This window comes from Hamadaea sp. NPDC051192 (genome assembly GCF_040682475.1).
Taxonomy (GTDB): Bacteria; Actinomycetota; Actinomycetes; order Mycobacteriales; family Micromonosporaceae; genus Hamadaea; species Hamadaea flava.
Map to the genome: position 1 here is coordinate 1 of NZ_JBFBAZ010000103.1, position 15052 is coordinate 15052.

Annotated in this window: 18 protein-coding genes; 7 read left to right on the forward strand and 11 right to left on the reverse strand. The window is 70.2% G+C overall.

Translation table 11 applies throughout. The features are described 5' to 3' along the window. Positions 1-213: 213 nt before the first annotated feature. From tatC to AB0M47_RS31100, 6 genes are all read right to left on the reverse strand, one after another. Positions 214-1107 carry a twin-arginine translocase subunit TatC gene (gene tatC, locus AB0M47_RS31075; protein WP_363420350.1) on the reverse strand — a complete coding sequence of 298 codons (894 nt, stop codon included), beginning with the start codon at positions 1105-1107 and terminating at the stop codon, positions 214-216. A 76-nt stretch (positions 1108-1183) separates the two neighbouring features. Further along, positions 1184-1456 (reverse strand): Sec-independent protein translocase subunit TatA, encoded by a 273-nt coding sequence (gene tatA, locus AB0M47_RS31080; protein ID WP_308197800.1) that lies wholly within the window; start codon positions 1454-1456, stop codon positions 1184-1186. Positions 1457-1591: 135 nt separating this feature from the next. Next, positions 1592-1858 carry a hypothetical protein gene (locus AB0M47_RS31085; protein WP_363420318.1) on the reverse strand — a complete coding sequence of 89 codons (267 nt, stop codon included), beginning with the start codon at positions 1856-1858 and terminating at the stop codon, positions 1592-1594. 34 nt (positions 1859-1892) lie between these two features. Next, positions 1893-2297, reverse strand: a complete 405-nt coding sequence (locus tag AB0M47_RS31090; protein WP_363420320.1) for a hypothetical protein — start codon at positions 2295-2297, stop codon at positions 1893-1895. A gap of 19 nt (positions 2298-2316) precedes the next feature. Further along, positions 2317-3279: a YafY family protein gene (locus tag AB0M47_RS31095; protein WP_363420321.1), complete on the reverse strand. Its 963-nt coding sequence runs from the start codon at positions 3277-3279 to the stop codon at positions 2317-2319. Further along, entirely contained in the window at positions 3276-4334 is a 1059-nt protein-coding gene (locus tag AB0M47_RS31100; protein WP_363420323.1) for a WYL domain-containing protein, read from the reverse strand. Before AB0M47_RS31100 ends, AB0M47_RS31095 begins: the two co-directional genes overlap by 4 nt. Before the next feature lie 133 nt (positions 4335-4467). On the opposite strand from AB0M47_RS31100, the gene AB0M47_RS31105 reads away from it, so the two are divergent. After that, complete coding sequence (locus AB0M47_RS31105; protein ID WP_363420324.1) at positions 4468-5535, forward strand: DUF3866 family protein; 1068 nt, start codon at positions 4468-4470, stop codon at positions 5533-5535. Positions 5536-5662: 127 nt separating this feature from the next. Here the strand turns inward: AB0M47_RS31105 and AB0M47_RS31110 are convergent, their stop codons facing one another. The 4 genes from AB0M47_RS31110 to AB0M47_RS31125 all read right to left on the reverse strand — a co-directional run bounded on the left by AB0M47_RS31110 (position 5663) and on the right by AB0M47_RS31125 (position 8581). Next, positions 5663-5890 carry a hypothetical protein gene (locus AB0M47_RS31110; RefSeq protein WP_363420360.1) on the reverse strand — a complete coding sequence of 76 codons (228 nt, stop codon included), beginning with the start codon at positions 5888-5890 and terminating at the stop codon, positions 5663-5665. Positions 5891-5955: 65 nt separating this feature from the next. Further along, positions 5956-7314, reverse strand: a complete 1359-nt coding sequence (gene pafA, locus AB0M47_RS31115; protein ID WP_363420325.1) for a Pup--protein ligase — start codon at positions 7312-7314, stop codon at positions 5956-5958. Between the two features lie 32 nt (positions 7315-7346). Then, the gene (locus AB0M47_RS31120; RefSeq protein WP_363420326.1) at positions 7347-7943 is read right to left on the reverse strand and encodes a dTDP-4-dehydrorhamnose 3,5-epimerase family protein; all 597 of its coding nucleotides are present in this window, start codon (positions 7941-7943) and stop codon (positions 7347-7349) included. Then, on the reverse strand, positions 7940-8581 hold the full coding sequence (locus AB0M47_RS31125) for a class I SAM-dependent methyltransferase (protein WP_363420327.1): 642 nt from the start codon (positions 8579-8581) through the stop codon (positions 7940-7942). Before AB0M47_RS31125 ends, AB0M47_RS31120 begins: the two co-directional genes overlap by 4 nt. Positions 8582-8693: 112 nt before the next feature. Between AB0M47_RS31125 and AB0M47_RS31130 the strand changes: the two genes are divergently transcribed. Beyond that, complete coding sequence (locus tag AB0M47_RS31130) at positions 8694-9962, forward strand: lipopolysaccharide biosynthesis protein (RefSeq protein WP_363420328.1); 1269 nt, start codon at positions 8694-8696, stop codon at positions 9960-9962. Positions 9963-10095: 133 nt separating this feature from the next. Here the strand turns inward: AB0M47_RS31130 and rfbA are convergent, their stop codons facing one another. Continuing rightward, positions 10096-10962, reverse strand: a complete 867-nt coding sequence (gene rfbA, locus AB0M47_RS31135) for a glucose-1-phosphate thymidylyltransferase RfbA (protein WP_363420330.1) — start codon at positions 10960-10962, stop codon at positions 10096-10098. A gap of 45 nt (positions 10963-11007) precedes the next feature. On the opposite strand from rfbA, the gene rfbB reads away from it, so the two are divergent. Genes rfbB through AB0M47_RS31160 form a run of 5 tightly spaced genes read left to right on the forward strand, consistent with a single transcriptional unit; the run spans position 11008 to position 14913 of the window. Further along, entirely contained in the window at positions 11008-11994 is a 987-nt protein-coding gene (rfbB, locus tag AB0M47_RS31140; protein WP_363420331.1) for a dTDP-glucose 4,6-dehydratase, read from the forward strand. After that, a complete protein-coding gene (rfbD, locus tag AB0M47_RS31145; RefSeq protein ID WP_363420333.1) occupies positions 11991-12839 on the forward strand; it encodes a dTDP-4-dehydrorhamnose reductase in 849 nt (282 codons plus the stop codon). Before rfbB ends, rfbD begins: the two co-directional genes overlap by 4 nt. Continuing rightward, positions 12836-13201, forward strand: coding sequence for a DUF2304 domain-containing protein (locus AB0M47_RS31150; RefSeq protein ID WP_363420335.1), 366 nt, complete (start codon positions 12836-12838; stop codon positions 13199-13201). Before rfbD ends, AB0M47_RS31150 begins: the two co-directional genes overlap by 4 nt. Further along, entirely contained in the window at positions 13188-13889 is a 702-nt protein-coding gene (locus AB0M47_RS31155; protein ID WP_253763921.1) for a glycosyltransferase family 2 protein, read from the forward strand. Before AB0M47_RS31150 ends, AB0M47_RS31155 begins: the two co-directional genes overlap by 14 nt. A gap of 1 nt (position 13890) precedes the next feature. Beyond that, entirely contained in the window at positions 13891-14913 is a 1023-nt protein-coding gene (locus AB0M47_RS31160; protein ID WP_363420337.1) for a glycosyltransferase family 2 protein, read from the forward strand. The last annotated feature ends 139 nt before the right edge of the window (positions 14914-15052 follow it).

The window sequence follows — 15052 nt, forward strand, 5'->3', positions numbered from 1 at the left end:
GTCGCCGGGCGGCGGGCCCCCCCCCCACCCCCTCCTCGTTGATCATGGAGTTAACCGTGGTCTCGACGGTGTGTCGTAGCCGGAAACTCCATGATCAACGCCGACGACGTGGTGGGGGCGTGGGTAAGTGTGGGGGAAGTATGCGTGAGCCCCCGCCCCTGGTGCAGGGGCGGGGGCTCACGTTCGATCGGATCGACCCGGATTGCGGGCGGATCAGGTCATGTCATCCCAGCGGTTCGGCTGACGCTCGATCCGCTCAGGCTGCTCGACCGGGGTCGGCTCGTCGATCACGGACGGAGTCGCGACCGGCTCCGCGCCTTCGATCGGCTCGGGGTCGTATTCGAGCTGCGAGGCCTGGTCGTCACCGAGATCCGGGAACTCGCGACGGTGCTTGCGATCGCGCCGCTTGTCGTTGAGGATCGCGATCCCGCACGCGATGAAGTAGAGCACCATCAGCGCGCAGGCGAGCAGCGTCATCCCGAACGGGCCCGGGTCGGGCGTGGTGATCGCGGCGAACGCGAAGAACACGATGATCGCGACCCGCCACCAGCCGAGCATCCGCTTGCCTCGGACCATCCCGGTGAAGTTGAGGAGTAGCAACAGCACCGGGAACTCGAACGACAGACCGAAGAGCAGGACGAGGTTCGTGACGAACGACAGGTAACTACTGGCTTCGAGCGACTTCGCCTGGACCGCGCCGTGGTTGAGCAGGAAGTCCAGGCCCTTGCTGACCACCAGGGAGGCGAGCACCGCGCCGCCGAAGAACAGCGGGACGGCGATCGCGCCGAACATGTACGCCCACTTGCGTTCGTGCTTGTGCAGGCCCGGCGCGATGAACGCCCAGAGCTGGTAAAGCCAGAACGGTGCGGCGACGATCAACCCGCCCCACAGGGCGATCTTCATGCTCATCAGGAGCGGATCCGTCGCCTTGAGGACGAGGAAGTCGCACGTGCCGTTGCCCGCGAGGTTCAGGTTGCAGTACGGCTCTTTGATGAAGTTGAAGATCTGGTCCGCGAAATAGAACGCGACGAAGAAGCCGCCCAAGATCGCCAGGACCGCTTTCGTCAAGCGACTCCGCAGTTCGCGGATGTGCTCGATGAGAGTCATCGAGCCGTCGGAGGCTCGATCGAATTGGGTCGGCTTCTTCTGCCGACGTGCCGGGGTAGTCACGCCGGTGCCGACCTCAGCGGTCGGCGACGCGCTCGCGCTGCACCGGGTCGGCGTTCTGCTGAACCTCACCGGTCAGCGGCGCACGGCCCGACTGCGCGTCGGCCTTCTCGACCAAGTCTTCCTTGGCCTTGTCCTTCTCGTCGTCCATCAGACCCTTGGTCTCGGCCTTCATGATCCGCATCGACCGGCCGAGCGAACGGGCCGCGTCCGGCAGCCGCTTCGAGCCGAAGATGACCACGATCACAACAACCAGAAGGATGATGTGCCACGGCTTGAGGGCGCCCATGTCGTGCTCCAAGTGTGATCAAGTTGAGGGGCTGGTGTTTCGGCCCCATCCTACGTGCGTTTCTGCGGATCGCCACGTCCCTCGGTGGCCACATCCGCTCCGGCTGGTGAAGTGTTGACCATCGCGGCAGCGACGTCAACCGACTCCCTGCTCCTTTTGGGCGCGTTTGGCCTTTATTTCCGCCACGCCCGCCTGGACCAGCGCAATCTTCTGCTGCAAGGCGGCTGATTGCGCTTGGAGCCCGCTGAGACGTTCCTGAAGGCGCTGGGCGTCCGCCACCCGGCCCTGCAGATCGGCCTGGGCCTGCTGAAGAGCGGGTAGCCGGCGTACGACCGAACCGGCCGCGAAGGCGAGCACGGCGACACTGACCACGACGAGCGCTAGCACGATCCAGCCGACCACGTCCGCACCTTACCCCCGGATCGGGGCGCTCTCACTAGGCGGCGCGCCGCCTGCTCCAGTACACCCCGAAGATCGGGATCACGGCGAACGCGGTCAACCCGATGACCGCACCGTGGAAGTCGCCGAGGAACTCCAGGCCCAGCACCGCCAGCGGCGGCAGCACACCCAGCACGACCAGGGCCGCGATGTCGGCGAACCGGACGGCCAGATGCTGGCCGAACTGCTTGCCGAGCGGGCCGTCGGTCTCGGCGTACCAGGCGTCCATCGGAATGTCGCCGGAATCGGCGACCCGCCGCCACTGCACGTCCAGCCCGAGCCGGCGGCCCAACGCCACACGCAAAGCCTTGTCCCACCGTCGCCGGTAGACGATCGAGAGCACCAGGTACGCCGAAAGCCCAACGACGGCAACGGCCGCCTGGACGCCGAGGGGGATCTCCACGGCGCAGACGTTAGGCGACTCAGGCGTACGCCGCGAGAGCCTCCAGGACCGCTCCGCGTACCGATTCGGCGAGTTCTTTCGGGGCGATGACGTCCACACCCGGGCCGAGGCCGAGGACGAACCGCCGGGCCCAGTCCAGGTCGCTGACGCGCAGCGTGACGAGCCATTCCTCCGGGGTGATCTCGTCGACCGACTCGACCGGGTAGTACTCGGTGATCCACCGGTCGCCGCGGCCGATCCGGATGGTGATGCTCGGCAGTTCCTGCGAAGGCCGGAAGACCTGCTCGTCGACGACGCTCGACTGGGCCTGCGGCGGCGGCGCGGCCGGCTCGTCCAGTTCGGTGAGGGCGTCGATGCGGTCGATCTTGAACAGCCGGACCGCACCGGCCCGGCGGCACCAAGCTTCTACATAGGAGCGGTCGGCCACCACGATGACTCGCATCGGGTCGATGACCCGCTCGGTCGACTCGTCCCGGGTCGCCGTGTAGTACGTGATTCGCAGCGCGCGCCCCCGGTCGACGGCCGCCCGGACCGTCGCGAGCCGATCGTCGGCGGAGCCGCCGTCGGGCGACTGCACGGCGATCGGGGCGTCGGCGACGTCCCCAGCCGCGCTCTCGATCTTGGCCAGCGCCCGCAGGATGGCGTCGCGCTGGGCGATGCCGGGCGTCTCGGCCAGCATCCGCAACGCCACCACCAGCGCGGTCGCCTCATCGGGCCGCAGCCGCAGCGGGCGGTCGATGCCGGCGTCGTAGGTGATGGTGACCCGGTCGCCGTCGAACGCCATGTCGATCAGGTCGCCGGGGCCGTAGCCGGGCAGGCCGCAGACCCACAGCAGTTCCAGATCGTCGCGTACCTGGGCCTCGGTCGCGCCCAGGTCGGCGGCCGCCTGCGCGACCTCCACGCCCGGCCGGGCGAGCAGGTACGGCACGAGGTTGAGCAGCCGAGCCAGCCGCTCCGACGAGGTGGTCCCCGGACGCGTCATGCCGCGATCTCCTGCCCGGAGCGGGTCTGCGCCGGATCTTGATCCGGCCCGGCAAGCTGCTCCGGCAGCTCGGTCGCGCCCAGCTTCTCGGCCAGTCCGGCCATGTCCCGCAGGCGGCACACGATCGCTTCGCGGACCTCCTCGGGCTCCAGCACGAGGACGTCCGGCCCGTAGCGGACCAGCCATGCGGCCAGGCCTAGGGGTTCGGCGTACCGCAGGGTGAGGATGTCGCCGTCCGGCGTGGCCTCGACCTGCTCGGCCCAGCGGCGTACCCCTGCTGCTCGCCCTGGACGGGCCAGGACCCGCGCGGACCGGGTGCGCTCGTGCGGGCCGGACCACCGCGCGACGTGACTGATCAGATTGAGATCGGCCGGCGGCGTGTAGGCGTCGGTTGGGCCGACCAGCCGCACCGCGCCGGTGATGCGCGACAGGCGGAAGCAGCGCGTGGCGCCTCGGTCGGTGTCGTTGCCGACGACGTACCAGCGGCCCCGCCAGCAGACCACACCCCACGGCTGGAGGTGCCGGGTGGCGGAGGCGTCCTGCTCGGGGACGCGGTAGTTGAAGGTGACCGCGCGGCGCTCGCGGGCGGCGTTGGCCAGCGGGGTGAACGCCGGGTCGACCGCGACGACCGGTTCCACGCCGAGGGTGGCCTCGCCGTCGACCTCGATGCCGCCGGCTCGCAGCTTCGCCAGACCCGAGCTGGCGGCGGCGGCCATGCCCGCGTGCCGCCACAGGCGCGCGGCCACGCCTACGGCGGCCGCTTCGTCCGGCGCGAGCGGGATCTCGGGCAGCCCATAATCCCGGCGCGCGATGCGATAGCCCGGCTCCGCGTCGAACACGCTCGCCGTGCCGATTTCCAGTGGTACGCCCAGCTCCCGCAGCTCAGCCTTGTCCCGTTCGAATTTGCGCTGGAAGGCCTCGTGCTCGCGGGGATCGTCGGAGTCGTGCTCGTAACCGGGAACGGTCGCGGCGATCTGGGCAGCCGTAAGGAACCTGCGCGTAGAGAGCAGGCAGATCACCAAGTTGACGAGGCGTTCGGTGCGGCTGCGCGACACAGAGCAACGCTAGCAGCGTCCGCGCGCGGCGTCGCCCCCGGCTCCCGAAAAGATCGAACTAACGTTCGGAAGAGTGACAATCCGTGTGTGAGCACTGCGCTGCGAGCGACTCGTCGGCCGCTAGGGTGTCGTGGTGATCAGGTGGCGGCAGGGGTCGGTGGAATCGGTGGGCCGGCGGTGGCGCGGCGCGGTCGAGCTGGAGGTACGTCTGACGCAGCGGACACCCGACGACCCTTCGTCGGTGCGGGCGCTGGCGTACCCGGCGCTCGTCGGCGAGCCGGAAACCGGTGACCGAGTGTTGCTGAACGCCACCGCTCTAGCCCTTGGCCTGGGAACCGGTGGGTACGCCCTGGTCGTGGCCCTGCCGGACCGGCTGCCGCCGGACCCGTCCGGCCCCGGCCACATCGTCAAATCGCGCTACACCCCGTTACAGACTGTGACGCTCGCCGCCGACGAGGAGGACTCTTTATTTAGAGAGCGGCTGGCGGCTGCCGACGACCTCGGCGGGATGCCGGTCGTCTTGGCCGACTTGCATTCGGCACTGCCGGCGATCTTGGCCGGGATCGACGCCACCCGCCCGGGTACGCGAGTGGCGTACGTCATGACCGACGGGGGCGCGCTGCCGGCCTGGTTCTCCCGATCGCTGTCGGAGCTGACCGAGCGGCTGGCCGGGACGGTGACCGCCGGGCAGGCGTACGGGGGTGACCTGGAGGCGGTCAACGTCCACAGCGCGCTCCTGGCCGCCCGGTACGCCCTCGACGCCGAGCTGACCATCGTGGCGCAGGGACCGGGCAACCTCGGCACCGGCACGATCTGGGGATTCTCCGGCGTCGCCGTCGGCGAGGCGGTCAACGCGGTGGCGACCCTGGGCGGGCGGCCGGTCGGGTCGCTGCGGATCTCGGAAGCCGACGCCAGGGAGCGCCACCAGGGCGTGTCACACCACAGCCTCACCGCGTACGGGCGGGTGGCGTTGGCCGGAGCCGACCTGCCTGTCCCCGCTCCCCTGGCGGCCGGGCTGTCGTCGGAACTGGCTCCGCTGCAGGCCAAGCACCGGCTCGTGGAGGTCGACTGCGCGGGGTTGGACGAGGCGTTGCGGGCGTCGCCGGTGAAGCTGTCGACGATGGGGCGGGGGCTGGACGGCGATTACGCGTACTTCCTCGCCGCTGCCGCGGCCGGACGCCACGCCGCCGCGCTCCTCTGACCCCAGCCGGTCCGACGCCGACGCCGGGGCGTCGATCATGGAGTTTCCAGCGTCGACACGCCGCCGACACCACAGTTAACTCCATGATCAACGCGGAGAGACCGGGCGCGAGCGGGGCGAGGCCGGGTCAGGCGAGGGCGACGAAGAGGGTGAACCCGACCACGATCGCGATGAGCGCCGCGAGCAGCACCCAGGTCGGCACCTTGTATTCGCCACGCCGGTTCCGCTCGATCTCGGCGCGGATCTTCGCCTTGCGGCGTTCCCATCGGGGCTGGACCTCGTCCATCCGGCGACCGAAGATGTCGCGCTGGATTCGCCGCTGGGATTCGGTGGGCGGGGTGTCGTTCTCGCTCATGGTGGGCCGAAGCCTACACCCCGCCGCCCGCGTCCTGGAGGGGATGCGGGCGGCGGCTGGTGCGGTCACATGCTGGCGATCAGGCGGTCCACCCGCTCGTCGTGCGCCCGGAACGGGTCCTTGCACAGGACGGTCCGCTGGGCCTGGTCGTTCAGCTTGAGGTGGACCCAGTCCACCGTGAAGTCGCGGCGCTTCTCCTGGGCGTGCCGGATGAACTCGCCCCGCAGCCGGGCGCGGGTCGTCTGCGGCGGGGTCTCCTTGGCCTCGTAGATGCGCAGGTCGTGGACGGCCCGCTCGACCTGGCCCCGCTTCTCCAGCAGTGGGTAGAGCCCCCGGCCTCGGCGAAGATCGTGGTACGCGAGGTCGAGCTGGGCGACCCGGGGGTGCGCCAGCGGCAGGTCGTTCTTGGCCTGGTAGCGCTCGATCAGGCGCAGCTTGGTGACCCAGTCGATCTCACGAGAGACCGGTTCGAGGTCGCCGGTCTCGACGGCGGTGAGCACCCGGCCCCAGAGGTCGATGACCTTCTTGGAGACGTCGTCATGGGTACGCTTCGCGACGAACTCGGCGGCCTTGGCGAAGTACTCCTGCTGGATCTCCAGCGCGCTGGCTTCCCGGCCGCTGGCCAGCCGGATGCGCCGCCGGCCGGTGATGTCGTGGGAGACCTCCCGGATGGCCCGGATCGGGTTCTCCAGCGACAGGTCGGGCATGGCGACCCCGGCCTCGATCATCCGCAGGACGATGTCGGCCGACCCCACCTTCAGCAGGGTGGTCATCTCGTTCATGTTGGAGTCGCCGACGATGACGTGCAGGCGCCGGTAGCGCTCGGCGTCCGCGTGCGGCTCGTCGCGAGTGTTGATGATGGGCCGGCTGCGGGTGGTGGCGCTGGACACGCCCTCCCAGATGTGCTCGGCGCGCTGGGACAGGCAGTAGACCGCTCCCCGCGGGGTCTGCAGGACTTTCCCGGCTCCGCAGATGAGCTGGCGGGTGACCAGGAACGGGATCAGGACGTCGGCGAGCCGGCCGAACTCGCCGTGCCGGCTGACCAGGTAGTTCTCGTGGCAGCCGTACGAGTTGCCAGCGGAGTCGGTGTTGTTCTTGAAGAGGTAGATCTCGCCCGCGATGCCCTCGTCGTGCAGTCGCTTCTCGGCGTCGACCAGCAGGCCCTCGAGGATGCGCTCGCCGGCCCGGTCGTGGGCGACCAGGTCGAGCAAGGAGTCGCATTCGGGGGTGGCGTACTCGGGGTGCGAGCCCACGTCCAGGTAAAGGCGGGCACCGTTGCGGAGGAAGACGTTGCTAGAACGGCCCCACGAGACGACCCGCCGGAACAGGTAACGCGCCACCTCGTCCGGCGACAGCCGACGCTGCCCCCGATACGTGCAGGTGACGCCGTACTCCGTCTCGATGCCGTAGATGCGCCGGTCCATCCCCAAACAGTACGCGAGATCACCTGCGAAGGTCACGCACGTAGCGCATCGACGTACGCACGGTAGTCCGCATAGGACGGAAGCAGGCCCTGAGCGGCCGCTTCCGCGAGCGACGGCGCGGCGGAATCGCGGGCCGACAGCAGGGGTGTGTCGGCCGGCCACACGATGCCCAATTCAGGGTCCAACGCGTTCACCGCGAACTCTCGCGCCGGGTTGTAGACCTCCGAGCACAGGTACGCGATCGTGACGTCGTCGGTCAGCGCGCAGAACCCGTGCCCCAAGCCTTCGCCCAGGTAGATGGCGTTGCGCTCGGTCTCGTCGAGCTGGGCGGAGGTCCACTCGCCGAACGTCGGGGACCCCACTCGCAGGTCGACGATGACGTCCAGCACCGCTCCGCGTACACATGTCACGTATTTGGCCTGGCCGGGCGGCACCTGAGCGAAGTGGATCCCGCGGACCGTGCCCCCGACGGAGGTCGAGATGTTGGCCTGCGCGAGTCGCAGCGGATGCCCGACCACGGCCTCGACCTGCTCGAATCGGTACCACTCCAGGAAGACCCCGCGCGGATCGCCGTGCTGCACCGGGACGAACTCCCAGGCGCCCTCGATCTTCAGCTCGTTGACCTTCATCGCCGACCGTCCCCCTCCGGTTTGCGCGCGACAGTGACGAACTCGTTGTATGTGAAGGACCGTCCGGCTGACCTCGGCAGCGGGAACGAGTATTGCCGGACGAGGTCGAGGCCCAGGCGCTTGCAGTCGTCGGCGGCCTCGGCGAATCCGACGAACCGGACGTGCGTGGCATCGCTGGCGTAGCCGCGTTCCTGCGGGGTGATGAGCACGAGCCGCCCGCCGGGCTTGAGGCACGGCAGGTAGGGGGCCATGACCTCGTCGAAGTCGGCGGCGTCCATATGCTCGGCGAGGTGCGCCGCGAGCAGCGAGTCGAAGGAGCTGGGCCGCGCGTGGCCGTCGCGGAAGAACTCCTCGCTGGTGTACGCCTCCAGTCCCAGCTGGCGGCACACGTCGATCGAGGTCGGGTTGTGGTCGACGCCGACGCCGCCGGGGCCCAGGTGGGCCAGGTTCCGGCCGACGCCGCAGCCGACGTCGAGGGTGCGGCCGAGGCCCAGCCGGTGCAGGTTCCACCGGTAGGGCGCCTGCACGTTGAGCACCCGCTTCCACCACACGCCGCTCTTGGTCGTGAGCCGATCGGTATAGGCCTGCGTTTCCGTCCCAGCGCCCGCTGTGGCTGGCGACGACGCTTCGTCGGTCACGGTCGATCTCCTCGTCTGCTGCGGCCTGGGGACCCGGGCGATCAGGGGCAGGCCGCCGGGCGTCGTCTACGCTGGCGCCTACTATGCCCTACTCTCCCCAGGCGGTGAAGCGGTGAGCCAGGCGCAGCTCACCGACGAAACCGCGGTCTCCGTCCAGAGCGTCGCGCGGGGCGCGAGTTCGATCGTGGTCGGGCTGGCGGTGCTCGGCGCGGCCGGCTACGCCTTCCTGACGATCACGGCGAAAATGGTCACCCCGGCCGAATACGCCACGCTGGCCTCGCTCTATCTGCTGATCGTGGTGTTCGGCGCCGGGCTGTTCGCCAGCGTCGACCTGGAGATCAGCCGCCTGGTCAGCCGCGGCCTCGCCCAGGGTCAGCCCACCGGCACCGCGGTGCGCCAGCTGCGCCTGATCGCCGCAGGGCTGCTCGTGACGGTGCTGGCGGTGCTCGGCGTGGCCGCGGACCCGCTGTCGCGGCGCGTGTTCGACAGCAACCACTGGATGGTGGTCGGCCTGGCTGCGGCCTGCGCCGGTTACGCGGTGATGAGCCTGCCGCGCGGCACCTTCGCCGGACGCAGCGAGCTGCGCCGATACGCGGCCACGATCGGCGGCGAGGGCCTCGGGCGGCTGCTGCCCTGCCTGGGCCTGGCCGTGGCCGGGGTCCATCTGGCGTCGGCGTACGGCATCGGCGTCGGCATCGGCCCGCTGCTCGCGGCGGTCGCGTGCCTGCCCTGGGTGCGGCTCGGCCCGGCCGGCGGCCAGGTCGCGTGGCGCGGCCTCCTCGCGGCGGTCGGCTGGCTGGCCGCGTCCAACCTGCTCTCGCTCGGCATGGCGAACCTCGGCCCGGTCGTGGTCAAGACCCTGCTCACGGACGACCCCGGCCGCGCCGGGGTCTTCGCGTTCGCCTTCGTCCTGGCCCGCATCCCGCAGTTCCTCTTCACCAGCGCCCAGACCGTGCTTCTCCCGGCTCTCTCGCGCGCTGCGGCCACCGGGGATCACCGTCTCCTGCGCAAAGGGGTACGCCAATCGGCGTACCTGGTTTCGGGACTCGGCGCTCTCGGCGTCCTGGGAACGGCGGCGCTGGGCGGCTTCGTGCTGCGGATGATCTTCGGCGACCCGCACGGCATCGGCACCCTGGACCTGGCGTTGCTGGCACTCAGCGCGGTCTTCGGCATGGCCGTCGCCGTGCTTCAGTCGGCGCTGCTGGCCCTGGCCCGGCACCGGGCCGTGACGGCCGCGTACGCCGTGGGCATGGTCAGCTTCCTGGCCTGCTTCCTGCTGCCGCTGGAGCCGGTCGCCGCCGGGCTGACGGCGCAGCTGGTCTCGGCGGTGGTGACCGTCGGATTCATGTACGCCGTGTTCCGCCGGGCCGCCGCGGACTGAGCCGCCCACCACGGCTGCTTCCGACCCGGCGCTGGTAGTGGCGCGTCCGCCCCGGCGGACGTCAGTGGTGCGTCCGTCAGTGGCGCTTCCGTCAGTGACGCTTCCGCCCCGGCGGACGTCAGTGGTGCTTCCGTCAGTGGTCGGACAGCAGGCGCAGCAGGTAGTCGCCGTAGCCGCTCTTGCGCAACGGCTGGGCCAGCGATCCGAGGCGGTTGTCGTCGATGAAGCCGGCCCGCCAGGCCGCCTCCTCCACGCAGCCGATCTTGAGTCCCTGCCGCTCCTCGATGACCCGGACGAACTCGGCCGCCTGCATCATCGACGAGAAGGTGCCGGTGTCGAGCCAGGCGGTGCCCCGGTCGAGCACGGTCACCGACAGCTGCCCGGCCTGCAGGTACGCGTCGTTGACCGCGGTGATCTCCAGTTCGCCCCGGTCGCTGGGCTTGAGGCCGGCCGCGATGTCGACGACCTGGTTGTCGTAGAAGTACAAACCGGGCACGGCGTACCGGGACTTGGGCTCGAGCGGCTTCTCCTCGATCGACAGCACCCGCCCGTCCGGGGCGAACTCGACCACGCCGTAGTCGCTGGGATTGGCGACCTGGTACGCGAAGATCCGGCCACCTTCCAGCTTCTCGTGCTCGGCGAGCTGCCGGCCGAGACCGACGCCGTGGAAGATGTTGTCGCCGAGGATGAGCGCGACCGGCTCGTCGCCGATGAAGTCGGCCCCGATCACGAACGCCTGCGCGATGCCCTCCGGCTTCGGCTGTGTCGCATATCCGATGCTCAGCCCCCACTGGCCGCCGTCGCCGAGCAGCCGCTGGAACTGCGTCGAGTCCTCCGGGGTGGTGATTACCAGGACCTCGCGTACGCCCGCCATCACGAGCGTGGTCAGCGGGTAGTAGATCATGGGCTTGTCGTACACCGGCATGAGCTGCTTCGACACCGCTCGGGTGATGGGCCACAGTCGCGATCCGGTACCACCGGCCAGCAGGATTCCGCGCATGAGGGGACAGGGTACTAGCCAGCGTGTCGGCTAGACTCCCGGACCGTGAGACTCCTCGTCACCGGCGGTGCCGGCTTCATCGGCTCGGAATATGTCCGGAACATCCTCCAGGGTGTGTACGGCCCCGCTGAGACGGCGGTCACCGTCCTCGACGCGCTGACCTACTCGGGCAACCGCGCGAACCTGGACCCCGTCGCCGACCACTCCGGCCTCACCTTCGTCCACGGCGACATCTGCGACGCCGAGCTGGTCGACGGCCTGATGAGCGGGCACGACGCGGTGGTCCACTTCGCCGCCGAGACGCACGTCGACCGCTCCATCACCGGCTCGGCCGCCTTCGTCCGGACCAACGTCCTGGGCACACAGGTGCTGCTGGACGCCGCGTACCGGCACGGGATCGAGCGTTTCGTGCACGTGTCGACCGACGAGGTCTACGGCACCATCGACGAGGGCTCCTGGACCGAGGACTGGCCGCTGGCCCCCCGGTCGCCGTACTCGGCCGCCAAGGCGGGCTCCGATCTGCTGGCGCTGTCGTACTTCAAGACGCACGAGCTGGACGTCGTGGTCACCCGCTGCTCCAACAACTACGGGCACTACCAGTTCCCGGAGAAGGTCGTCCCGCTGTTCGTGACGAACCTGCTCGACGGCAAGAAGGTCCCGCTCTACGGCGACGGCCTCAATGTCCGCGACTGGCTGCACGTGTCCGACCACTGCCTGGGCATCAACCTTGCCCTGGAGAAGGGCCGGGCCGGCGAGGTCTACCACATCGGCGGAGGCACCGAGCTGACGAACCGGGAGCTGACCGAGATGCTGCTGGCCGCCACCGGGCGCGACTGGTCCTCGGTGGAGCCGGTCGCCGACCGCAAGGGCCACGACCGGCGCTACTCGCTGTCGATCGAGAAGATCCGCGACGAGCTGGGCTACGAGCCGCAGGTCACGCTGGCCGACGGGCTGGCCGCGACGGTCGCCTGGTACCAGGAGAACCGGTCGTGGTGGGAGCCGCTGCAGGCGAAGGCCGCGCTGGCCAAGTGAAGATCCTGGTCGCCGGCGCCGGCGGGATGCTCGGTCGGCGCCTGTCCGTGCTCCCCGGATGCCACGGGGCGGATCGAGCCGCCCTGGACATCACCGACCGGTCCGCCGTCGCCGACGCCGTGACCGGGTACGACGCCGTGATCAACGCGGCTGCCTGGACCGACGTCGACGGTGCCGAGACCCGGGAAGCCGAGGCGACGGCGCTCAACGGCGACGGCCCGGCCAACCTCGCCGCCGCCTGCGCCGCGAGCGGGGCCGTGCTCCTGCATGTCTCGACCGACTACGTCTTCGCTGGGGACGGGACCGCGCCCTATCCGGAGGACGCCCCGACCGCGCCGATCAACGCGTACGGGCGCAGCAAGCTCGCCGGGGAGCTGGTGGTGCGGCGGCTGCTGCCTGATCGTGGCTACGTCGTCCGCACGGCCTGGCTCTACGACCGGGACGGCCGGAACTTCCTGACCACGATGCTGCGGCTGGCCGGCGCTCAGGAGACGCTGGACGTCGTCGACGACCAGCGTGGGCAGCCGACCGGCGCGCCTTTCCTCGCCGCCCAGCTCGTCCAGCTGGCCCAGGCGGCGGTCGCCGGGCACGCCCCGGCCGGGATCTATCACGGCACCGCCGCCGGTGAGACGACCTGGTTCGGGTTCGCCCGGGAGATCTTCGCGCAGGCCGGGCTGGATCCGGAGCGCGTACGCCCGACGACGACCGACCGGTTTCCCCGCCCGGCGCCCCGACCGGCGTACAGTGTCCTCGGTCACCGCCGCTGGGCGGCGGCGGGGCTGAACCCCCAGCCCGACTGGCGCGACGAACTACGCGACGTCCTGACCGGAGGACCCGTGGCATGACCCTCAATGTCACAACCATGATCTGCGGGCTGATCCTGCTCGTGGGCATCCTCGAGCTGCTGCGGCGGCGGCAGCTGCGCGAGAAGTACGGCATGCTCTGGATCGGCGTCGCGCTGATCATCGTGCCGTTGTCGATCTTCCCCAGCCTGATGGACCGGGTCGCCGGCTTCGTCGGCGTGGCCAGCGGCGTCAGCCTGGTGCTGTTCGCGGCCATCGTCTTCCTCCTGCTGGTGTGCCTGCACCTGAGCTGGGAGGTGAGCCGGTTGGAGGAGGAGACGCGGACGCTCGCCGAGGAGATCGCGCTGATCAAGATCAAGATCGACGCGGACGAGAGGGTGGGTGCGCACGATGATCAGCGGTAAGCGGGTTCTCGTCGTCATCCCGGCGTTCAACGAGGCTGGAGCGATCGCCGGCGTGATCGGCGAGGTACGCGGCGAGCTGCCCGGCGTCGACGTGCTCGTGGTCGACGACGGCTCGGCCGACACCACCGTCGTCGAAGCCCGCAAGGCGGGCGCCCTGGTCGCCCGGTTGCCCTACAACCTCGGCGTCGGCGGGGCGCGGCGGCTCGGCTTCCGATACGGCCAGGACAACGACTACGACGTGGTCGTCCAGTTCGACGCCGACGGCCAGCACGACCCCCGCTACATCCCCCAGCTCATCGAGGCCCTCGACACCGCCGACGTGGTGATCGGCGCCCGATTCGCCGGGGAGGGCGACTACCGCGTACGCGGGCCGCGGGCGTGGGCGATGACGGTGCTGTCCGGCGTGCTCTCCCGGGTCGCGAAGGCCCGGCTGACGGACACCACCTCGGGCTTCAGGGCGGCCAACCGCAAAGGCATCGACCTGTACGCACAGTGGTTCCCGGTCGAGTACCTCGGCGACACCGTCGAGACGATCGTGCAGGCGGTCCGCGGCGGGCTGACCGTGCGGCAGGTCCCGGTCGCCATGCGCGCCCGGGTGGCGGGCAAGGCGAGCCACTCCCCCGTGAAGGCCACGGTCTACCTCGGGCGGTCCTTCGCGGTGCTGCTCCTGGCACTGGTCCGGCGCTGACATGACGGAGACCCCCGCCGACGCTCGCCTGGACGTCGTCATGCTCGCGTACGGCAAGGAGCCGTGGCTGGCCGAAGCCGTCGACGCCGTCTTCGCCTCCACCGGCGTCGACGTGACGCTGACCCTGGTCGACAACGGCAGCGAGTCGGTCGCCTCGATCACCCGCCGGCCCGGTCTGCGCGTCGTCAAGCCGGCCGAGAACACCGGATTCTCCGGGGGCTGCAACCTCGGTGCCACCGACGCGGAGGCGACGGCCATCGCGTTCGTCAACTCGGACGCGGTCGTCGCACCGGACGCGCTGGCCAAGGTCCGGGCCGTCGCCCTGGAACCCGGTGTAGGCGCGGCGATGGCCTCGATCCGGCACGCCGACCGCCTCGACGTCATCAACACCGCGGGCAACCCGCTGCACGTGGCCGGGCTCTCCTGGGCGGGCGGCAACGAGGAGCCGGCCGACCGCCACGCGACCCGCACGACGGTGCCGACGCTCAGCGGCTGCGCCTTCGTCATCCGGGCCGACCTGTGGCGGGAACTCGGCGGTTTCGCACCCGAGTACTTCGCGTACCACGAGGACACCGAGCTGAGCCTGCGGTTGTGGCAGCGCGGGCTGGCCCCGGTCTACGTGCCGGACGCCGTCGTCGGGCACCACTACGAGTTCTCCCGCAACGACCTCAAGTTCTACCTGCTGGAACGCAACCGGCTGCTGACCGTGCTCACGCTCTACCGGACGCGCACGATCCTGCTTCTGCTGCCTGTCCTGGCCCTGACCGAACTCGCCATGCTGGCGACCGCGGTCGCCGGCGGCTGGCTGCGGCCCAAGGTACGCGGCTGGGGCTGGATCTGGCGCAACCTGGGCTTCCTGCGTACGCGTCGGCGGCAGTTGCAGTCGGAGCGCCTGGTCGGTGATGCGGCGCTGCCGCTGACGCCCGACTTCACGCCGTCCAATGTCGAGGCTCCGCCGGGGATCGGGCTCTACAACGCGTTCGTGCGCACCTGGTGGCGGCTGGTACGCGGCCTCGTCCGCTGACGCTCCCCTCCCCGCTGACGCTCCCCGTTCGCTGCAGATCACGGTTACGCATGCCTCCCGGGCCGGTTTTGGCCTGCATAACCGTGATCTGCAGGAAACGACCGCGCGGCGGGGAGTGCCGCGAGCGGGGGGCGCGAGG

Bases quoted from the DNA above. Each gene is read 5' to 3' on its own strand.
- pafA (WP_363420325.1), bottom strand. From the start codon at position 7,314: ATGGACCGGCGCATCTACGGCATCGAGACGGAGTACGGCGTCACCTGC.
- AB0M47_RS31120 (WP_363420326.1), bottom strand. From the start codon at position 7,943: ATGAAGGTCAACGAGCTGAAGATCGAGGGCGCCTGGGAGTTCGTCCCG.
- AB0M47_RS31095 (WP_363420321.1), bottom strand. From the start codon at position 3,279: ATGACGCGTCCGGGGACCACCTCGTCGGAGCGGCTGGCTCGGCTGCTC.
- rfbA (WP_363420330.1), bottom strand. From the start codon at position 10,962: ATGCGCGGAATCCTGCTGGCCGGTGGTACCGGATCGCGACTGTGGCCC.
- AB0M47_RS31160 (WP_363420337.1), top strand. From the start codon at position 13,891: ATGACGGAGACCCCCGCCGACGCTCGCCTGGACGTCGTCATGCTCGCG.
- tatC (WP_363420350.1), bottom strand. From the start codon at position 1,107: ATGACTCTCATCGAGCACATCCGCGAACTGCGGAGTCGCTTGACGAAA.
- AB0M47_RS31155 (WP_253763921.1), top strand. From the start codon at position 13,188: ATGATCAGCGGTAAGCGGGTTCTCGTCGTCATCCCGGCGTTCAACGAG.
- AB0M47_RS31110 (WP_363420360.1), bottom strand. From the start codon at position 5,890: ATGAGCGAGAACGACACCCCGCCCACCGAATCCCAGCGGCGAATCCAG.
- tatA (WP_308197800.1), bottom strand. From the start codon at position 1,456: ATGGGCGCCCTCAAGCCGTGGCACATCATCCTTCTGGTTGTTGTGATC.
- AB0M47_RS31150 (WP_363420335.1), top strand. From the start codon at position 12,836: ATGACCCTCAATGTCACAACCATGATCTGCGGGCTGATCCTGCTCGTG.